Origin of the sequence: Polaromonas sp. (assembly GCF_029945925.1) — a bacterium.
Taxonomy (GTDB): Bacteria; Pseudomonadota; Gammaproteobacteria; order Burkholderiales; family Burkholderiaceae_C; genus Polaromonas.
In genome coordinates this window covers 126,745-146,158 of record NZ_JAQSDN010000040.1, presented here as the reverse complement: position 1 = coordinate 146,158, position 19,414 = coordinate 126,745, and the positions used below count along the sequence as shown (strand labels likewise).

Below are 19,414 nucleotides of genomic sequence, written 5' to 3'. Positions count from 1 at the left end.
AGGTGTTGAGGGCCACTATAACGCCGGTGCGCTCGCGACTGGCGCATTGAAGCGGGTGCCGTCCATTTTTCACCACGCTGCCGGTCAGTGGCAGGAGGCGCGCAGGCGCGGGACGCGCCTATTTCGCGTTCCGGACCCGCAGCAGTTCGTCCAGCACCAGGCAGATGGCCCCGACGGTGATGGCGCTGTCAGCCACGTTGAAGGCCGGGAAATGCCAACCGGCGTAGTGGAAGTCCAGAAAGTCGACCACATAGCCGTACAGCGTGCGGTCAATCACATTGCCGACCGCGCCGCCCAGAATGCAGGCCAGGGCAAAGGAAAACAGCTTCTGCCCCGCGTGCGACTTGAGCATCCACAGGATGAATAGAGCCGCCGCGATGCCGATGGCCGTGAAGAACCAGCGCTGCCAGCCCGACGCGGAGGCCAGGAAGGAAAACGCGGCGCCGGTGTTGTGCACCCGCACCACGTTGAAAAAACTCGTGACATAGGTCGCGTCCCCGAGCTGGTAATAACCCAGGATCAGCACCTTGGTGAGCTGGTCGGCAATCAAGAGGATCAGCGCCAGGCCCAGCCAGGGCAGCAGGCTGGGGGACGTGGTTCCGAAGGTGGTTTTGGCCATCAGGCGTACTTCCTTTCTTCCCCTGCACCGAACAGGTTGCTGGTGCAGCGGCCGCAGATCGTCGGGTGTGCGGCGTCGTGGCCCACGTCCTCGCGGTAATGCCAGCAGCGCTCGCATTTGACGGCAGAACTGGCTTCGGTGCTGATGGATTGTGCGCTGCCAGCTATCAAATCAATAGCTGAAGTGATGAAGACGAACTTCAAATCGTCACCCAGGCTGGCCAGCAGCGCATGGTCGTCGGGCGCGACTTCCAGCGTCACTTTGGCCTGCAGCGACGAGCCGACCTTGCCGTCGGCGCGCAGGGCCTCGATGTCCTTGTTGACCGCATCACGCAGTTCGCGGATGCGTGTCCATTTGGCCAGCAGGGCCTCATCGGGCGCGGCCAGGTCGGCATAGGTTTCCATGAAGATGGATTCCGAACTGCCGAAAACTTTCCAGGCTTCCTCGGCCGTGAAGCTCAGGAAAGGCGCCATCCAGCGCAGCATGGCGTGCGTGATCTGGTGCAGCGCGGTCTGCGCGCTGCGCCTGGCCAGCGACTTCGGTGCCGTGGTGTACAGCCTGTCTTTCAGGATGTCGAGGTAGAAGGAGCCCAGGTCTTCGCTGCAGTAGATCTGCAGTTTGGAGACCACCGGGTGAAACTCGTACACCTCGTAATGCGCCAGGATGTCGGCCTGCAGCTGGGCCGCGCGGCTCAGCGCGTAACGGTCGATTTCCAGCATCTGTTCAAACGGCACGGCATCTATCGCCGGATCGAAATCGCTGACATTGGCCAGCAGAAAACGCAGCGTGTTGCGGATGCGGCGGTAGGCATCGACCACCCGCGCCAGGATCTTGTCGTCAATGGCCAGGTCGCCCGAGTAGTCGGTCGAGGCGCACCACAGGCGGATGATCTCTGCGCCCAGCTTGCCCGACACCTCTTGCGGCGCCACGACGTTGCCTTCGCTCTTGCTCATCTTGCGGCCCTTGCCGTCCACCGTGAAGCCGTGTGTCAGCAGACCCTTGTAGGGCGCGTGGTCATACATCGCGCACGAGGTGAGCAGCGACGAGTGGAACCAGCCGCGGTGCTGGTCGTGGCCTTCGAGGTACAGGTCGGCCGGCCAGGCCGACTGATCGGCATGGCTGCGCTTGAGCACGTGGAAATGGGTGGTGCCCGAGTCGAACCAGACGTCCAGGATGTCGGTGCTTTTGATGTAGTTGGGCGCCCCATGCTCGCCATCGGCGCCGATGATGGACTCGGCGCTGGCCTTGCTCCAGGCCTCGATGCCGCCGGCCTCCACCATGGCGGCGGCCTGGTCCATGATCTCCATGGTGCGCGGGTGCAGCTCGCCGGTGGCGGTGTGAATGAAAAACGGCAGCGGCACGCCCCAGCTGCGCTGGCGGCTGATGCACCAGTCGGGCCGGCCGGCAATCATGTCGTGCAGGCGGGTCTTGCCGTTTTCCGGGTAGAAGCTGGTTTCCTCGATCGCGGCCAGCGCCAGCTGGCGCAGGGTGCGCGGCGCCTTGTCTTTGGTGAACACGCCTTCGCCCTCGTCCATGCGCACAAACCACTGGGCCGCGGCCCGGTAGATCACCGGCGTCTTGTGGCGCCAGCAATGCGGGTAGCTGTGCACGATGTCATGCGTGGAAAACAGGCGGCCGGCGTCACGCAGGGCCTCGATCACCAGCGGTGCGGCTTTCCAGATGTTCAGGCCGCCGAACAGCGGCAGCTCGTCGACGTAACGGCCGTTGCCCTGCACCGGGTTCAGGATGTCGTCGTAGGCAATGCCGTTGGCCACGCAGGAGTTGAAGTCTTCCACGCCGTAGGCGGGCGAGGAATGCACGATACCGGTGCCGTCGTCGGCCGTCGCGTAGTCGGCCAGGAAGACCGGGCTCAGGCGCCGGTAACCAGCATCCACGTCGTACAGCGGGTGTTTGAAATTGATCAGCGCCAGGTGTTTGCCGGCCGTGGTGGCCAGCACCGTGCCGGTGAGCTGGTAACGCTCCATGCACTTGTCCACCAGCGAGGCGGCCAGCAGCAAAATGCCGCGCTCGGTATCGACCAGCGCGTAGTCCAGATCGGGGTTCAGGTTCAGCGCCTGGTTGGCCGGGATGGTCCAGGCGGTCGTGGTCCAGATCACGGCAAAAGCATCCTTGGCCAGGCTCTTCAGGCCGAAAGCGGCGGCCAGCTTGTCGGGCTGGTCGCACTGGAAGCCGACGTCCAGGGTCTGCGATTTTTTGTCGGCGTATTCGATCTCGAACTCGGCCAGCGAGGAGCCGCAGTCAAAACACCAGTAGACGGGCTTGAGGCCGCGGTAGACAAAACCGCGTTCGATGATGCGTTTGAGCGCGCGGATCTCGTCGGCTTCATTGCCGGGGTTCATGGTCAGGTAGGGGTTGGCCCATTCACCGAGCACACCCAGGCGCTTGAAGTCCTCTTTCTGCTGCGCGATCTGCTCGGTGGCAAAAGCGCGGCTCCTGGCCTGCACGTCGTCTCTTGAAAGATTGCGGCCATGGAGCTTTTCGATGGCGTTTTCGATCGGCAGGCCGTGGCAGTCCCAGCCCGGCACATACACGGCGTCCAGCCCCTTGAGCTGGCGCGCCTTGACGATCATGTCTTTCAGGATCTTGTTGGCCGCGTGGCCGATGTGGATCTGGCCGTTGGCATACGGCGGGCCGTCGTGCAGCACAAACTTCGGTTTGCCGGCGCGCACATCGCGCAGCTTTTTGTAGATGCCCTTGTCGTCCCACTCCTTGACCCAGCCGGCTTCGCGTTTGGGCAGGTCGCCGCGCATGGGGAATGGCGTGTCGGGCAGGTTCAGGGTGCTGCGGTAATCGGTTTTGTTGTCGGACATGGGATGCTTTTGTTGAGGCGGGCCGGTGAGGCAGGACCGCCGGAATACGGGTCGGGAAGAAAGCCGTTCGCCCGGAGGGAGGGGCGGGGCCAGAGGCGACGAGATCGTCTAAATTCGGTCGCGCGTGGTCTGGCGGCTGGTTTCCGTGTGCATGGATGCTGAAAATGACTTCGCGGCCTCGGCAAAAAACGTCCGCGCATCGTCGCAGTCCCTGGCGATGCCCGCCTTGAGGCTGTCCAGACCGTCGTATTTCAGTTCGTCGTGCAGTTTGTGTAGCAGTTCCACGCGGATGATTTTACCGTATGCCTCCTCCAGCCCCAAGCCGGCGGGCCAGGCCAGGCAATGGGTTTCCAGCAGCACGCGTCCGCCGTTGACGTCCGCGGGGTCCAGCGAGGGCCGGATGCCCAGGTTGGCCACACCGGGCAGGGGCTGGTCCGACAGGCCGAACACCTGGACCGCAAAAATCCCGCTGGCGGCCGGTTTCCAGTGGGAAAAGCGCAGGTTCAGCGTGCGAAAGCCCAGGTCGCGCCCGAGCTTGCGGCCATGCACCACATGGCCGGAAATGCTGTAAGGCCGGCCCAGCAGGCCGGCCACCCGGCTCATTTGCCCCTGGCCCAGGGCCTCCCGCACCGCCGAACTTGAGACGCGGGTGCTGCGCCCGCCGCCGGGCCGCCCCAAGGCGGGCACGCCCCCTTGGGGGGCAGCGAGGTAGGTCCGAGCGTGGGGGTCCGGTATCTCATAACTGTTCATGCGGGCCACGTCAAAACCCAGCTGCTCACCGGCGGCGTCGAGCATGGCGTAGTCGCCGGCGCGTTTGGCACCAAAACGGAAGTCGTCGCCCACCAGCACGTAACGCGCGCCCAGGCCTTTGACCAGCACGTCTTCGATGAAGGTCTGCGCCGGCTGGGCGGCCAGCCGCGCATTGAAGGGCAGCACCACACACTGGTCGATGCCGCAGCGCGCCAGCTCGGTCAGTTTGTCGCGCAGGGTGGCAATACGCGCCGGTGCCAGTTCGGGCTTGCGCGCCACGGCGGCGAAGTAGTCGCGCGGATGGGGCTCGAAGCTCATCACGCAGCTGGGCACGCCGCGGTGCTGCGCCTCGTTTTTCAGCAGCGCCAGCATGGCCTGGTGGCCGCGGTGCACGCCATCGAAGTTGCCAATCGTCAGCGCGCACTGCGCCGCAAGCTGGGGGTGGTTGTAGCCGCGGAAAACTTTCATAGCGAAACTTTCATGCTGCCAATTATCGTTTTAATAGCGCCTCAGGTCGGTTGGGTGCGGGCTGAAGGACGAAATAGGGATATTGCCCCGGCTTTGTCATGAATTCGCTGTATATTGAGGTTTCAAGCAGTTTGAGTCCGGTTTCCATGCGTTTTTTAAATGTTGGAGGTTCGTTTGAAGGTCTTGAAACTCTCAGCCCAGGGGTTGCCGCAATCGTGGATCAGCCTCGAACAAGCCGTGCTGCACTATGCCTCGGATGAAGTGCGCTGGGAGATGGGTGCGCAGGTGGCCACGTTTCACGGCGGCCACAACGCCATCACCGGCAACCAGTCCATCATCACCGTCAACAGCATCATCGGCACCAAGGGCGTGCCCAACATCAACCCCTTCGACCTCAAGCCCGGGCTGACCAACAGCAAACTGTTCGCCCGCGACCGCAATGTGTGCGCCTACTGCGGTGACCATTTCCACGAGGAAGACCTGACCCGCGAGCACATCATCCCGTTCGCGCAGAACGGCATCGACAACTGGATGAACGTGGTCACTGCCTGCCGCGCCTGCAACCACCGCAAAAGCAGCCGCACCCCCGAGCAGGCGCACATGCCCCTGCTCTACACACCGTATGTTCCCAGCCTGTGGGAAGACTTCATCCTGCGCAACCGCCGCATCCTGGCGGACCAGATGGAGTTTCTGATGGCGCATGTGCCTAGGACTTCGCGGCTACTGGTGTGAGCCGGCGCTAGTCGGGCGAGACTTACGCCACTCGGAAACCGCCGACTGTTGGCAGCACACAACCACAGCCGTTGTTCGGGACTTTGACCCGACTCGGTGTCCCCGCGCTACAAATCTTTCGCGACAGCGCCGGCAAGCCGGGTCGGGATCGCTCTGCGGCGGCGACGGTGGCTTCGCCCTAATGAAGTCGACCGTTGAAGCAGGGCTGTGTGTGCTGCCGCACAAACGTCGGCAATATGTCAGAGCCGATGGATTTCGACGGTACGGATTCCGAAGCTGTTTTGTCCTGTGCCTTACACGGTTATAGCGGAGATATTGTCTGACGGTGCTTGAGGAGTTCGGACTACATCGCCCGGATTCGCGCGGCCGCAGGCTGGCCTTTTGGACTCAAGTGCCCTTTGTCGGCGTGGTCCGATAGTTTCTTCGTTTCAACAAGGAAAATTCATGAAAAGTTTACTTGCCATGGCTGTTGGTATGGTGCCTCTGTTGGCCCCCAACGTCTCTTTCGCGCAGAGCGGAAATATGATGGGTGGCACGTGGGGCGGCGACTGGATGGGCGGACACGGCGGATACGGCGGGATATGGATGCCGATCTTGCTTGTTGTCGTGGTTGTCGCTCTGGTGGTGTGGGTCGTCAAGCAAAAGAACAAGTGATCGGAGTCAGGAAGTCTGCGGAGCACCGCAAGGCGTCTTGAATGACGGGCACGGTCGCAGGTGATAGGTCTGGGAGCCAAGTCCCAAGCCGGACAGCTGGCTCGGCTGACGCGCCGAAACGTCTCGGCTGAGCCAAGGCATTGTTTGTCCGTCACAAAAATCGAGGTGACTCATGTATTACATCGTTGAAACTGAAAAATCATTCACCCAAGCGTCAACAGACCTGGACTCAGCCGTTAAACGCCTGGGCTTCGGGGTATTGCATGTTCACGACTTGGGGGCCACACTTCGCAGCAAGGGCATTGCATTTGATGAGGAGTGCAAGGTTTTTGAAGTCTGCAATCCGGCTCAAGCCGCCAAAGTTTTGGCTACCGATATGCGCCTGAACATGGCCTTACCGTGTCGCATCTCGGTGTTCACGGAGAAAGGCACGACGAAGATCGGTTTGATCAAGCCAGTGCAAATGCTTTCGGCGTTATCTCAGGATGCAGCCTTGGTTGAAGTCGCCAAAGAGGTTGAGGAAAAGACTATCCAGATGGTTGACGAGGCGAAGTGACTACTCGCCACCCAAGAACTCCATGAACATGGACGTTAGTACTGCCGCCGGTTGACATCTTCTTTCTGGCATGGCGTTTTGGCCTGCTCCAGCCGTTCAGGTCATGACCGACGCGCGCCTTGGATCTCGAGCGTGCTTGCCTGCGCTTCAATTGATCCAGGCCGATGCGGGTTTCGGGCTGGCCCCCACATTCAAGCCGATTGATACGAAGACCCTGGCCCATGCTTTTTTGCTCTCATCCCTGCGCTAGAGGTGACACTCTCATGGTGGTGCCAGTGGCGCGGGTGTTTGCGCTGGCGGCAGGGTCCGCCAATGGACCGCTACCGCAGGACGCCTTCCCTCCCCGCCCACATTTTTCACAGTTAGCCCCATCCAACAGGAGTTTGTCATGACGAATTTTCGATTCATTCCACTCGCTGGCGCACTTTTTGCCGCCAGTACATTGATCGCGTGCAACACCGCCCCGTCCATGCCCATGGGTACCGCGACGGCCAGCAGCATGGCCACGCCCGACCAGATGGCAAAAATGGATGCGCAGATGAAGACCATGCGCGACATGCACGGAAAAATGATGAACGCCAAAACCCCGGAAGAGCGCAACAAGCTGGTGGCCGAACACATGAAAACCATGCAGGACGGCATGAAGATGATGGGCGGCATGAGCGGCGCGGGTATGGGCGACATGAAAGGCATGCCGGGCATGACTGGCGACATGGGCGCGCGCCAGCAGATGATGGAAAAGCGCATGGAGATGATGCAGTCCATGATGGAAATGATGATGGACCGGATGCCGGCTGCGCCTGCCAGGTGAGGCGCCGTCTGGCCTCGCTGGCGATTTCCCGGGCCGTCTTGCACTGGTCGCGGCGCTCCGGCAGTCTCCGAGAAGTGTGAACTCCTCGCCATGTCGATGCGCCACGCGGCGCATTTGACCTTTTCGCTGGAGGCATTGGCCAGCCGCAGCGGCCCGACAAGCGGCACGCGCGATGGTTGGGGCGCCGCATTTGTACCAGGGCAACGATGTGGCGCAGTTTCTGGAGTCGATCGCGGCCAGTGACAGCTCACTCACTGGTGCGTTTGCTGGAACACCAGGGGCCAAGTACCACACTTGGGATCTCGCACATCCGACGTGCCACCCTCGGAGCGGTTGCCTTTTCAAACACCCAGCCCTTTGTGCGCGAACTGGCCGGGCGGATACATGTGTTCGCCCATAACGGACATCTGCCGGGTATCGCGCGACCGCAAGACCTGGCGTTCGACCGCTACCATCCGTTTGGGATACAGACTCCGAACACGCTTTTTGCGCCTTGCCGGAACGCATGCGTGGTTTGTGGGGCCGCACGACTACTCCGCCATCGGTCCAGGGGCGACTGGGAGTGGTCGCTGAATTCGTCGCTGATTTTCGCCAATTGGGGCCGGCCAACTTTCTCTATGCGGATGGTGAGGTCCTGTTTGCCCATGGCGATAGACGCACACAACGCGCGAGCGGCCATATTGCGCCGCCTGGTTTGTTCCGCTTGTCGCAACAATGCAGTATGGCAGACCAGTCCCTCCATACCCAGGGCGTGTCGGTTGTGCCTGGCTTTCAGGCCGTGACACTGATCGCCAGCGTGCCGCTCAGCGCAGCACACTGGCAGCCGTTCGTCGAGGGCGAAATCGTGGCCGTGTCGGCCGGGATGGTGACCACACAAGGCATCTGAGCCGATGCCGGGCGCATCCTTGATCGGAATACGCGCCTCCAGGGTGCCCGCAAGAGCGCAACATCCCGCCAGCATCAATAGGTCAGCTCCAGCACCACGAGGTGGTTGTCTGCGGCCGGCCAGGTCCGGCCGGTGATTTTTTCGCCGTTGAACTCGGCCGCAATCGGCCGAACACCGTCCTGGCTCAAGTTGATCTTGGAACTCGACACGCCTGCGCCCGCGGGCGGCACGCCCGGCAGCGCCTTGCCGTCGAACGACATCTTGTCGCGCATCGCGTCGAAGTAGCCGCGTGGCCGCGTCAGCGTGATGCTGGACTTGGCGCTTTTGTCGGCGTCTGCAGGGCGGTCGGCGCGCAGGTGGATGAGGCTGCTGGATCGCGGGAAAGGGCTGCGGTAGATGTGGGTGGTGGCATACCCTGGCGCGCTGATGACAAATTCATAGGGCGTGCCGGTCTGGGCGGTGAAGGGCCCCCAGAGGCCGTCGGCACCAACCGTCTTGTTGTGCACGGCGTTGCCCAGGCGTGCACCGGTGGCGGCGTCGGTGGCGTAGACCGCGAGTTGCGCGCCGGGCAGCGGCAGGTTGTTCGAATAGTTGCCCGACGCCGGGTCGGTCGGGCGCAGACCCAGGCCGGTGATCTTGCCGTTGAGCACCAGCGGTGAGTTGGGCTGGATGGTCAACGTCTGTGGGTTTTTGCCGGTGATGAAACGGTAGGTCGCCTCAAACGCCGCCGGTGAAAACGAGGTCTCGCGGTGGTCGACGCGTGGCAGCACAAGATTGGTCGCGCCCTTGAGGGCCGGGCCCTCGAAGCTGACGTTGGTCGGGGTGCCTTTGGCGCCTATCCACAGACCATCGGGCTGGGCAAACTTGTCGTTGTTGTCCGAGCGCAGGGTCAGCCACTTGACGGGCCCGGTGACTTCGTCGCCGGCGGCGTTTTTCGGGGCGTTGAGCCCGGTCAGGAAAGGCCCGTTACCGGAAAACTCGTTGGCTTCGCGGAAACCCTTGATGGCCCAGACGCCATGGTTGGGCGTGCCGCCCAGGATGGCATGGCTGACACGCGCGCTGCCTCCGCCGTTCTGGATGTAGTTGCGCACGGCATAACCCCCGCGCGAGTTGGCAACCAGCACCACCCGGGAGGCGCCCGTGGCCTGCAGCACTTTGTCGACTTCCGATTTCAGGTAGGCCGTGTGCTCCGCGGTCGAGCTGCGGCCCGGCTGGGCTTTGCCGTCTTCGTCGCGCGCCAGCGGGTAAGGCAGGTCGATGGCGTGCAGGCGTTCGCGCGGCCAGCCGTTGGACTCGAAGCGCCAGACCGAGCTTTGCCAGAGGGAAGCGCTGTCGCCGTTGCCGTGCACAAACACGATGGGCGGGTGTTCCCCGGTTGTGGGCGTTGTGGCGCAACCGGCCAGCACCAGGCCGCTGGCAGCAAGCACGAGAAGAAGGCGGCGGTGCAACATCATGGTTGGTCTCCTGGAATTAAAAAGTGCCCGTGATTCATGCCACGGAGCATCATTTTTCAATATGTCGCGGGCAAGTCAGGCGAAGACGCCCGCAGTGTCCTGCATGCGCGACGACACTTCACCCAGGTGGTGCAGGGTGTCGCCGAAGCTCATTTCCATCTGCGTCAGCCGCTTGAAATAGTGGCTCACGATGTATTCGTCGGTCACGCCGATGCCGCCATGCAGCTGCACCGCCTGCTGGCCGACAAAACGCATGGAGACGCCGAGCTGGTACTTGGCTCGGGCCATGGCGGCGCGGCGTTCTGCGGCCGGGGCGTTGAGCTTGAGCGAGGCGTAATAACTCATGGAGCGGGCCAGCTCCAGCTGCATCTTCATGTCGGCCACGCGATGCCGCAGCGCCTGGAAGCTGCTGATCACCACGCCGAACTGCTTGCGGGTGTTCATGTACTCGACGGTGATGGCCAGGGTCTTGTCCATCACGCCGACGGCTTCGGCGCAGGTGGCGGCGATGCCGATGTCGGTGGCATGCTCCAGCGCCGCCAGGCCGTCCAGCGTGATCAGTGTGGCGGGCGCGTCCTTGAGCACGACGTCAGCCGCGCGGCCGCCGTCCTGTGTGCCGTAGCCGCGGGTGCTGACGCCCTGGGCCGTGCGTTCGACCAGGAACAGCGCGATCTTGCCCTTGGCCTGCGCCGGGACGATGAAGGCATCGGCCTGGTCACCGGCGGGCACTATGTTTTTGGTAGCTGTCAGCGCCCATCCGGCGCCGGCTGCAGTCGCTTTCGCTTCACAAACATCGAGCCGGTAGCGGGCGGCGCGCTCCTGCGAGGCGAGTGCCACCAGCGCTTCGCCGCCGGCGATTTTCGGCAGCCAGGCGGCTTTGACATCGGCGGGCGCGTAGCCGGACAACACGGCGCCGGCGATCAGGGCCTGGGCCAGCGGCTCCAGCACGATGCCGCGGCCGAGTTCCTCCATCACGACCATGCCTTCGACCGGACCCATGCCGAGCCCGCCGTCGTCCTCGGGAATGTAGAGGCCGGTCAGGCCGAGTTCGGCGAGCTGGCCGTAAGCCTCGCGCGAGAAACCGCCGGCCTTGGCAATGCCGCGGCGGCGCTCGAAGTCGTAAGCCTTGGCGACCCACTTGCCCACGGCATCACGCAGTTGTTCCTGGTCGTCGCTGAAATCAAAATCCATTGCTACTCTCCATATATTGCCGTTCACCCTGAGCTGGTCGAAGGGCTTTTTTGATGTGCATGCAGGCTTCGCCAGGCTCAGCCCGAACGGTTCCGTTAACCCAGAACGAACTGCGACACGATGTTGCGCTGCACTTCGTTGCTGCCGCCGTAAATCGTGGTCTTGCGCATATTGAAATAGGTCGACGCCAGCGGCGCGTCGGCGGGAATGCCGCCGGGGAAGTCGCCTTGCCAGCCGGCCTCCATGGCTTCCTCGATGAAGGGCAGGCTGAAAGGGCCGGCGGCCAGCATCATGAGCTCGGTGTAGCGCTGCTGGATTTCACTGCCGCGGATTTTCAACAGGCCGGCGATGTCCAGCGAGTTCTTGCCGGACTTTTCGGCCGAGAGCACGCGCAGCACCAGCATTTCGAGGGCCACCACATCGACTTCCATCTTGGCGATTTCGTCGCGAAAGCGCAGGTCGTCATACACGCCCTCGGCCTTGGCGATGCGTTTGAGGCGCTCGAGTTCGCGTTTGGCGCGGTTCACGTCGGCAATGTTGGTGCGTTCGTGGCTGAGCAGGTGTTTGGCATAAGTCCAGCCCTTGTTTTCTTCGCCGATCAGGTTCCCGGCCGGGACTTCGACGTTGTCGAACCAGACCTCGTTGACCTCGGCCTCGCCGTCGAGCAGCACGATGGGCCGCACGGTGACACCGGGCGACTTCATGTCGATCAGCAGGAAGGAAATGCCGGTTTGCGGCTTGCCTTCGGTGCTGGTGCGCACCAGGCAGAAAATCCACTCGCCGTACTGGCCCAGCGTGGTCCAGGTCTTCTGGCCGTTGACGATGTAGTTGTCACCAACACGTTCGGCCCGGCACTTGACCGAGGCCAGGTCCGAGCCGGAGCCCGGTTCGCTGTAACCCTGGCTCCACCAGACTTCGCCGCTGGCAATGCCGGGCAGAAAGCGTTGTTGCTGCTCGGGCGAACCGAAGGCCATGATCACCGGCGCCACCATCACCGGGCCAAACGGCACGACGCGGGGTGCACCTGCGAGTGCGCATTCTTCCTCGAACAGGTGTTTTTGCACCGCGTTCCAGCCCGGGCCGCCGAACTCCTTGGGCCAGCCATGGCCGAGCCAGCCTTTTTTGCCGAGGATTTTGGCCCAGCGCTGCATGTCGTCGCGGCTCAGGCGCAAGGCGTTGTGCACCTTGTGCGAAATGTCGGCCGGCAGGTTGGCATGAACCCAGGCGCGAATGTCTTCGCGGAATGTCTGTTCTTCGGGGGTAAAAGCGAGATCCATAAGATGCGTGTCTCCGTCGGGTTCGAGTTACTGCTGCATTTTTAGCACGGTCGTTCGGAATTTTATGTCCCAGTTGGGACAAATGGCGAGCGATTCCGCCTTGCAGAATCGGGCGCGGGCAAGTGCTTTTTCCCGCCCCGGATAATCACCCCACTTTGCCTTCCTACCGCACCATCATCAGCGCCCTCAGCGTCGGCCAGATTCTTGTCTGGGCCATCATGTACTACGGCTTTTCTTCCTTTGTGCTGCCCATGCAGCGCGACATGGGCTGGAGCCAGCCCGACATCATGGGGGCTTTCACGTTGGGTCTGATGGTCTGGGGCCTGGCGACCTATGCGGTGGGCGCGGCGATTGACCGCGGGCGCGGACGCGCCGTGCTGACCGGCGGAGCGTTGGTCGGTGCTGCCGGTTGTGCACTCTGGTCGCAGGCGCACAGTCTGCCGTTGCTGTACGCCGCGTGGGCGCTGCTCGGGCTGGCGATGGCGATGACCTTGTACGAGCCTGCTTTCAGCGAGATCACCAAACGTTTCCCCGACCGCTACCGCCAGGGCATCACCACCATCACACTGGTCGGCGGTTTTGCCAGCACGCTGTCGTTTCCGGCGGTGGCCTGGCTGCAGGCCCGCCTGGGCTGGCGCCCTGCACTGCTGGTGATGGCGCTGGCCCTGCTTCTGGTGGCACCCCTGCATGCGTGGGTGCTGCGCGGCGCCTGGAAGTGCCCGCCTATGCCCGGCGCCGCGCCGGTGAAAGCGGCGCAGGATCAGGCGACGCTGCGTCAGGCCATGCAGGGCCGCACCTTTTGGCTGCTGACCGCCACCTTCACGCTCTACACCTTTGCACTGTCCACTGTGTGGGCGCACCTGATGCCCGCATTCGAATCCCGCGGGCTCACGCAGGCCGAGGCGGTGGCCGTCATGGTCTGGTTTGGCCCGGCGCAGGTGGCAGGACGCTTTGCCTTTTTGTGGTTGGGTCGCTCCCTGAATCACCGCGCACTGGGGTTGGCTGTGCTGGCCCTTTTTCCGTTGGCGCTGATGCTGTTTGCGCTGGGCCGCCAGCCCGTGGTGCTGGTCGCTTTTGCCGTGCTGTTTGGGGTGGCCAACGGCCTGATCACCATCGTGCGCAGCAACATCGTGCCGGACTTCTACGGCCGCGAACATGTGGGGCGCATCAGCGGCGCGATGTCGGGCATTGCGCTGTGCACCCGCGCGGCGGCACCGTTCCTGACGGCCTGGGCCTTGCTGGGGCTGGGAGGCTACACCGGGCTGCTCTGGCTGCTGGTCGGCATGGGCGTGGTGACGCTGGCGTTGTTTGCCCTGGCCAGGCCGCCGCAGCCGCGGGCGTGATGGCGATAATCCATGCACCCATGCCCAACCTGATGCCACGCCAGCCCAAAAACATCGTGATCCTGATCTCGGGCAGCGGCTCGAACATGGCGGCCATCGTCCGGGCTGCGCAGGCGCAGCACTGGCAGCAGCAGTTCGGAGCCCATGTGGCTGCGGTCATCAGCAACCGGCCCGACGCGGCCGGGCTGCAGCTCGCCCAGTCGCTGGGCGTGGCCACGCAGGTTCTGAGCCACCAGGCGTTTGCCACGCGCGAAGCCTTTGATGCAGCGCTGATGGCACTGATCGACACCCACCAGCCCGCCCTGGTGGTGCTGGCCGGGTTCATGCGTATTCTCACGCCAGCGTTTGTGCAGCACTACGCCGGGCGACTGGTCAATATTCACCCTTCGCTGCTGCCGGCTTTCCCCGGCCTGAACACGCACCAGCGCGCACTGGATGCGGGTTGTACAGAAGCCGGTTGCACCGTGCACCAGGTCACGGCCGAGCTGGACCACGGGCCCATGCTGGCGCAGGCGGCCGTGCCGGTGCTGCCGGGCGACAGCGCCGACACGCTGGCGGCGAGGGTGCAGATGCAGGAGCACCTGCTCTACCCGCAAGCGATACGCGACTGGCTGCGCAGCGCGGCTTGTCGCTGAGCTGTCATCCCGGGCGTGACCCGGGATCCATGACTTCTGCGCAGTTGTCTGCGTGATCCGGGGCCATGGATTGCGGGTCAAGCCCGCAATGACAAGCCAAGCTGGTGCAGCGCCGCCTTGACGATGCTGGCCGCGTCCACGCCAAAAAACCCGCGCAGCGCCGCACGTGTGTCGCTGCGGCCGAAACCGTCGGTGCCCAGGGTCAGGTAGCTGCGGCCGGCCGGCAGGAAGGCGCGGATGCTTTCAGGCACGGCGCGTACATAGTCGGTGGCGGCGATGATGGGGCCTTCGCTGTCCTTCAACTGTTGCGCGATGAAAGCCTCTGGTGTGGATTCGTTGGCCAGCGCACGCTGCTGGCAGGCCGCGCCGTCACGCGCGAGTTCGCTCCAGCTGGTCACGCTGTACACCGTGACTTCCATGCCCCGCTCAGCGAGTTGCTGCGCCGCCTTGATCACCTCGGTCAAAATCGCGCCGGAGCCCAGCAGCGTCACTTTTTCAAGCCTTTTCGGGCTCTGGCCCTTGTCTGGTGTGCGCGAGTAGCTAGCAAATTTATAGCAACCACGAACAATGCCGGCTTCCGAGCCGGGCCGCAGATCAGGCTGGGCGTAGTTCTCGTTCATCAGCGTGACGTAATAAAAAACGTCCTGCTGCTCCACCATCATTTCCTGCATGCCGCGGTCAAGGATGACGGCCAGCTCGCAGGCAAAGGCCGGGTCGTAGGCCTTGCAGTTGGGAATGGTCGCGGCCACCAGGTGGCTGGTGCCGTCCTGGTGCTGCAGGCCCTCGCCGCCCAGGGTGGTGCGGCCCGAGGTCGCGCCCAGCAAAAAGCCGCGGGCGCGCTGGTCGGCGGCGGCCCAGATCTGGTCGCCCACACGCTGGAAGCCGAACATCGAGTAATAAATGTAGAAGGGCAGCATCGCCAGCCCGTGCACGCTGTAGCTGGTGGCGGCTGCCGTCCAGCTGGCCAGCGCGCCGGCTTCGCTGATGCCTTCCTCGAGGATCTGCCCGTCGAGAGCCTCGCGGTAGCTGAGCACCGAGCCGATGTCTTCCGGCGCGTATTTCTGGCCCACGCTGGAATAAATGCCGACCTGCTTGAACAGATTCGCCATGCCGAAGGTGCGTGCCTCGTCGGCGACGATGGGCACGATGCGCGGGCCCAGCGCCTGGTCCTTGAGCAGACCGCCCAGCATGCGCACAAAGGCCATGGTGGTGCTCATCTCCTTGCCGTCGGCAGCCAGGGCAAAGTTCGCGTACACGGGCAGGGCGGGGACAGCGACGGTGTTGGCGCTGGTTTCGCGTTGGGGCAGATAACCGCCCAGCGCGGCGCGCCTGGCGTGCAGGTACTGCATTTCCGGGCTGTCTGCGGCCGGCTTGTAAAACGCCAGTTGCTTTGCCTGTTCGTCGCTGAGCGGCAGGTTGAAGCGGTTGCGGAATTCGAGCAGATCACTTTCGTCGAATTTCTTCTGCGAATGCGTGGTCATCTTGCCCTGGCCGGCGCTGCCCATGCCATAGCCTTTTTTGGTGTGCGCAAGGATCACCGTGGGCTGGCCGGTGTGGTTCGCGGCGGCGGCATAGGCCGCGTGGATTTTCACCAGGTCATGGCCGCCGCGTTTGAGCCGGTCGATCTGTTCGTCGGTCATGCCCTGCGCCAGGCGCGCGAGCTCCTCGTTCTGGCCGAAGAAGTTGTCGCGGTTGAAGCGGCCGTCCTTGGCGGCAAAGGTCTGCATCTGGCCGTCCACCGTGTGGGCAAAGGCCTGCGTCAACGCACCCGTCAGATCGCGCGCGAACAGGCCGTCCCAGTCGCTGCCCCAGACCAGCTTGATGACGTTCCAGCCCGCGCCGGCAAACAGCTTTTCAAGTTCGTCGATGATGCGGCCGTTGCCGCGCACCGGGCCGTCCAGGCGCTGTAGGTTGCAGTTGACGACCCAGACCAGGTTGTCCAGGCCTTCGCGCGCGGCCAGGGTCAGCGCGCTCATCGACTCGGGTTCGTCCATCTCGCCGTCGCCGAACACGCCCCACACCTTTCGGCCGGTGCAGTCAAGCAGGCGCCGGTGGGTGAGGTAGTGCATGAAACGCGCGTGGTAGATCGAGCTGATCGGGCCTATGCCCATGGAGCCGGTCGGGAACTGCCAGAAGTCGGGCATCAGGTAAGGGTGCGGGTAGCTCGACAGTCCCTGGGCGCCTTGCGTCGCCGCCGAGAGTTCCTGCCGGTAAAAACCCAGATCCTTCTCGTTGAGCCGGCCTTCGAGGTAGGCGCGGGCATACACGCCGGGCGCGCTGTGCGGCTGGAAAAACACCAGGTCGCCGCGGTGCTGGTGAACACCGTCGATTTGACCGAGCCCTTCGCGTGCATGAAAGAAGTGGTTGAAGCCGGTTTCAAACAGGTCGGCCGCGCTGGCATAACTGGCAATGTGGCCGCCGAGCTCGCTCGAGCCGCCCGACTCGGCCTGATTGGCGCGCACCACCATGGCCAGTGCGTTCCAGCGCATCAGCGAGGCCAGCCGTTCCTCCATCGCCAGGTCGCCCGGAAAGACCGGCTGCTCGTTGACGCCCACGGTGTTGACATAAGGCGTGGCGAGTTCGGGTTTCCAGCCCACGCGCTGCTCGCGCGCCAGACGCGCCAGTTCATCGAGCAGGTAACGCGCACGCTCCGGCCCTTGCGTCGCGGCCAGCGCCATGAAAGCTTCGCGCCATTCGGCGGTTTCCTGGGGATCGGTGTCGGGGGGTGTGGACATGTCAGCCTGCTGCAGGGCGTGAAGGGGGACGGGTGCATTCATGTCCTCCAATATAGGCCGGTTGGCGCCACATGAACTGTCAAAATACGTCGCCAAAAGTGTTTTCGACGGCATAAAATGCTTTGAATGGGAGAGATGAAGCGTCATGAAGCTGGATGCACTGGATTTACGGATACTGGAGGAGTTGCAGCGCGACGGCTCGCTGTCCAATGTGGAGCTGGCCCGGCGCGTGCATTTGAGCCCGTCCCCCTGCCTGGCCCGGGTCAAGGCGCTGGAGGCGGCCAGGGTGATCGATCGTTATGTGGCGATCGCCAATGCCGCGGCGCTGGGGCTGGGCCTGAGTGTGTTCATTTCCATCAGCCTGCGCTCGCAAAACAAGGACTCGCTCGCCGAGTTCGAGCGGCGCATTGCCGAGCATGACGAGGTCATGGAGTGTTACCTGATGACGGGCGACAGCGACTACCTGATCCGTGTGGCCGTGGCCGACATCGCGGCGCTCGAGAAATTCATCCTCGAGCAGCTCACGCCGATTCCGGGCATTGAAAAAATACGCTCGAGCTTTGCGCTCAAGCAGGTCCGGTACAAGACGGCCCTGCCATTGCCCGCACCGTGACCACTGCGCTAGCGGACAGGGGCTTGCCGCGGTGCCAGCTTATCGTCATGGAACGCCGGATGCGAGGTTTCGAGCGCATTGATTTTTGCCATGAGATCCTCCCGGCGTGTGCTGTCCTCCGCCGGAAGGCTCGCTGGTTCGCCGGCAGCATCGACAAACTGGACGTAACGCTTCGGTCCTGAACTCATTCGCCGCAGGCGGGTCTGGAGGCTGTCGATGATTTTCTGTCCGGTCTGGGCCCCCGGCGTGCCGTGCCATATGGCCATGTGCAGGTTGAACGCGTTGGGGTCGTCCAGCTTTTCGGACAGGCGTATGCAGTCCGCCAGGATCTTGGTGGCGACCTCGGAGACTGCGCCGCGGTTGACCGGGCCTTCGATGAGCATCAGAAACAGGTTCTCGTCGTAACGGACCACCGTGTCCATGTCGCGCGCGGCGCGTCGCAGGATTTCGCCGATGCGCGAAAGCGCGGTGCTGCGCTTGTGGTCGCTCAGTTCGTCCGGGCTGGGGACCTGGTCGAGCCAGCTCAGCATCAACAGGCCGCATTCCGAGCGTTTGCGGCGCGCGCGCAGCAGCATTTGCCCGAGCCGGCTGTCGATCACCCGGGGAAGCATCAGCCCGCTGGCCGGGTCATAAGTTGCGAGGGCGGCACCGCGATGGGTGGAAAACAGTGCCGCCCGGCTGCGCCACGCCAGCACCAGGAAGATCCAGAGCAGTCCGACCATGGCCGACAGCACGCCGGCCGCCTGTGCCGCCTCGATGTTCTGCACCCAGCCCGCGTTGTGGGACAGCCGGGCCAGTGCCGCCAGCGTAATGGGCGCCGTACCCAGCAAGAGCAGGAGGTTCCACGCCTGCCCGCGCAGGGACATCCACACCAGGCTGCCCAGGATCGCCACGGTGGCCAGCGCCAGCCACAGGTTGCGAAGGTCGCGCGGGATGAAGTCCCGATCAATCGCCGCCAGGCCGGCCATGAGCAGGCTGCCTGCTGCGACGATGGCCAGCAGCCGGTAGATGCGCGGGTGGCCGCTTTTGGCGTAGCTGGCCTGGGCGCAGAACCATGCCCCGGCGGCCATGCTCAAAGCGGCCGAGACCCAGCCCATGACCTGGTTGAGGTGTGCGCTGCCTGGCCACATGCGCCAGCTACCGTAGCCGATCAGAACCAGCTGCGTGAACATCAGCGTCACCACCACGGCGCCAAACCACAAAAATACCCGGTTGCGTGCCATCGCGAAAGCGGCCAGGCTCAGCGCGGCCAGCACGCTGAACATGCCCCACATCAGGCCAATCACCACGCCCACGCGGGAGGCGCCGTCAACGTACTCGACGGGAGACAGCAGCATGGGCCGCCCCGTGAGCGCCCGGTTGTTCTCGAAGCGCAGGTAGTAGGTCTGCACGCGGTCGCTGCGGGTCTGCAATTCAAAGCTGGGCACGCGGGTGCGCAATGACCAGTCGGCCGGCGCAATCGCCTCGCCGGCTGACTGGGTCAGCCACTCGCCCTGCGGGCCGCGCGAGAAAAGGCTGGCCTTGACGAGCGCCTGGCCCGGCAAACGGATGAACCAGGTTTGCAGGGTTTCGGTGGCCGGCAGCGAGAAGGTGGCCCAGACGTCCTGCTTGCCCGAAGTGGGAAGGACCGTGCTGTCGGTGTAGGGCTGCAAGCCCCAGGACCCGGCGGCGGTGAAGGCGTCAGGCGAGGCAATCGTGCCTTTGGGCACGGCCACCCACTGCAGCGGTTCGGCCAGCGTGATGGTGACGCTGTCGCTGTAAAGGCGGCCAAAGTCCTGCGTGTGGCCTGCCCGCAGCACCAGGCCAAGCAGCACCAGAAAAAAAATGCGCACACTGGCCTTTCTGTACATCCACATAGC

Annotated in this window: 16 protein-coding genes and 1 pseudogene; 9 read left to right on the top strand and 8 right to left on the bottom strand. The window is 63.6% G+C overall.

The window, feature by feature from the left end:
• Positions 1–118: 118 nt before the first annotated feature.
• The 3 genes from lspA to PSV40_RS13050 all read right to left on the bottom strand — a co-directional run bounded on the left by lspA (position 119) and on the right by PSV40_RS13050 (position 4,668).
• Positions 119–619, bottom strand: coding sequence for a signal peptidase II (gene lspA / locus PSV40_RS13060; RefSeq protein WP_300538209.1), 501 nt, complete (start codon positions 617–619; stop codon positions 119–121).
• Entirely contained in the window at positions 619–3,450 is a 2,832-nt protein-coding gene (gene ileS / locus PSV40_RS13055; protein ID WP_300538206.1) for an isoleucine--tRNA ligase, read from the bottom strand. Before ileS ends, lspA begins: the two co-directional genes overlap by 1 nt.
• A gap of 108 nt (positions 3,451–3,558) precedes the next feature.
• Positions 3,559–4,668, bottom strand: a complete 1,110-nt coding sequence (locus PSV40_RS13050; protein ID WP_300538203.1) for a bifunctional riboflavin kinase/FMN adenylyltransferase — start codon at positions 4,666–4,668, stop codon at positions 3,559–3,561.
• 174 nt (positions 4,669–4,842) lie between these two features.
• Here PSV40_RS13050 and PSV40_RS13045 point away from each other — a divergent pair, with 174 nt between their 5' ends.
• The 6 genes and pseudogenes from PSV40_RS13045 to PSV40_RS22840 all read left to right on the top strand — a co-directional run bounded on the left by PSV40_RS13045 (position 4,843) and on the right by PSV40_RS22840 (position 8,307).
• Entirely contained in the window at positions 4,843–5,400 is a 558-nt protein-coding gene (locus tag PSV40_RS13045) for an HNH endonuclease (protein WP_300538200.1), read from the top strand.
• A 444-nt stretch (positions 5,401–5,844) separates the two neighbouring features.
• Positions 5,845–6,054 (top strand): hypothetical protein, encoded by a 210-nt coding sequence (locus tag PSV40_RS13040; RefSeq protein WP_300538198.1) that lies wholly within the window; start codon positions 5,845–5,847, stop codon positions 6,052–6,054.
• A gap of 172 nt (positions 6,055–6,226) precedes the next feature.
• A complete protein-coding gene (locus PSV40_RS13035) occupies positions 6,227–6,610 on the top strand; it encodes a DUF302 domain-containing protein (RefSeq protein ID WP_300538195.1) in 384 nt (127 codons plus the stop codon).
• Positions 6,611–6,998: 388 nt separating this feature from the next.
• Positions 6,999–7,421 carry a hypothetical protein gene (locus PSV40_RS13030; RefSeq protein ID WP_300538192.1) on the top strand — a complete coding sequence of 141 codons (423 nt, stop codon included), beginning with the start codon at positions 6,999–7,001 and terminating at the stop codon, positions 7,419–7,421.
• Between the two features lie 90 nt (positions 7,422–7,511).
• A complete protein-coding gene (locus PSV40_RS22845; protein WP_366915016.1) occupies positions 7,512–7,664 on the top strand; it encodes a class II glutamine amidotransferase in 153 nt (50 codons plus the stop codon).
• Positions 7,628–8,307: pseudogene (locus PSV40_RS22840) on the top strand (class II glutamine amidotransferase). Before PSV40_RS22845 ends, PSV40_RS22840 begins: the two are co-directional and overlap by 37 nt.
• 74 nt (positions 8,308–8,381) lie before the next feature.
• Here PSV40_RS22840 and PSV40_RS13015 read toward each other — a convergent pair.
• The 3 genes from PSV40_RS13015 to PSV40_RS13005 form a co-directional block, all read right to left on the bottom strand.
• A complete protein-coding gene (locus PSV40_RS13015; protein WP_300538189.1) occupies positions 8,382–9,761 on the bottom strand; it encodes an alpha/beta fold hydrolase in 1,380 nt (459 codons plus the stop codon).
• Between the two features lie 75 nt (positions 9,762–9,836).
• On the bottom strand, positions 9,837–10,952 hold the full coding sequence (locus tag PSV40_RS13010; protein ID WP_300538186.1) for an acyl-CoA dehydrogenase family protein: 1,116 nt from the start codon (positions 10,950–10,952) through the stop codon (positions 9,837–9,839).
• Positions 10,953–11,047: 95 nt separating this feature from the next.
• On the bottom strand, positions 11,048–12,229 hold the full coding sequence (locus tag PSV40_RS13005) for an acyl-CoA dehydrogenase family protein (RefSeq protein ID WP_300538183.1): 1,182 nt from the start codon (positions 12,227–12,229) through the stop codon (positions 11,048–11,050).
• Positions 12,230–12,384: 155 nt separating this feature from the next.
• Here PSV40_RS13005 and PSV40_RS13000 point away from each other — a divergent pair, with 155 nt between their 5' ends.
• Both PSV40_RS13000 and purN read left to right on the top strand, forming a co-directional pair.
• A complete protein-coding gene (locus PSV40_RS13000; protein ID WP_300538180.1) occupies positions 12,385–13,572 on the top strand; it encodes an MFS transporter in 1,188 nt (395 codons plus the stop codon).
• Positions 13,573–13,592: 20 nt separating this feature from the next.
• Positions 13,593–14,207 (top strand): phosphoribosylglycinamide formyltransferase, encoded by a 615-nt coding sequence (gene purN / locus PSV40_RS12995; RefSeq protein ID WP_300538178.1) that lies wholly within the window; start codon positions 13,593–13,595, stop codon positions 14,205–14,207.
• A 77-nt stretch (positions 14,208–14,284) separates the two neighbouring features.
• On the opposite strand, the gene mdeB is transcribed toward purN, so the two are convergent.
• Complete coding sequence (gene mdeB, locus PSV40_RS12990) at positions 14,285–16,984, bottom strand: alpha-ketoglutarate dehydrogenase (protein WP_300538176.1); 2,700 nt, start codon at positions 16,982–16,984, stop codon at positions 14,285–14,287.
• A gap of 103 nt (positions 16,985–17,087) precedes the next feature.
• Here mdeB and PSV40_RS12985 point away from each other — a divergent pair, with 103 nt between their 5' ends.
• Positions 17,088–17,555 carry an Lrp/AsnC family transcriptional regulator gene (locus PSV40_RS12985; RefSeq protein WP_300538173.1) on the top strand — a complete coding sequence of 156 codons (468 nt, stop codon included), beginning with the start codon at positions 17,088–17,090 and terminating at the stop codon, positions 17,553–17,555.
• An 8-nt stretch (positions 17,556–17,563) separates the two neighbouring features.
• Here the strand turns inward: PSV40_RS12985 and PSV40_RS12980 are convergent, their stop codons facing one another.
• Positions 17,564–19,387 carry a 7TM diverse intracellular signaling domain-containing protein gene (locus PSV40_RS12980; protein ID WP_300538171.1) on the bottom strand — a complete coding sequence of 608 codons (1,824 nt, stop codon included), beginning with the start codon at positions 19,385–19,387 and terminating at the stop codon, positions 17,564–17,566.
• Between the last annotated feature and the right edge of the window lie 27 nt (positions 19,388–19,414).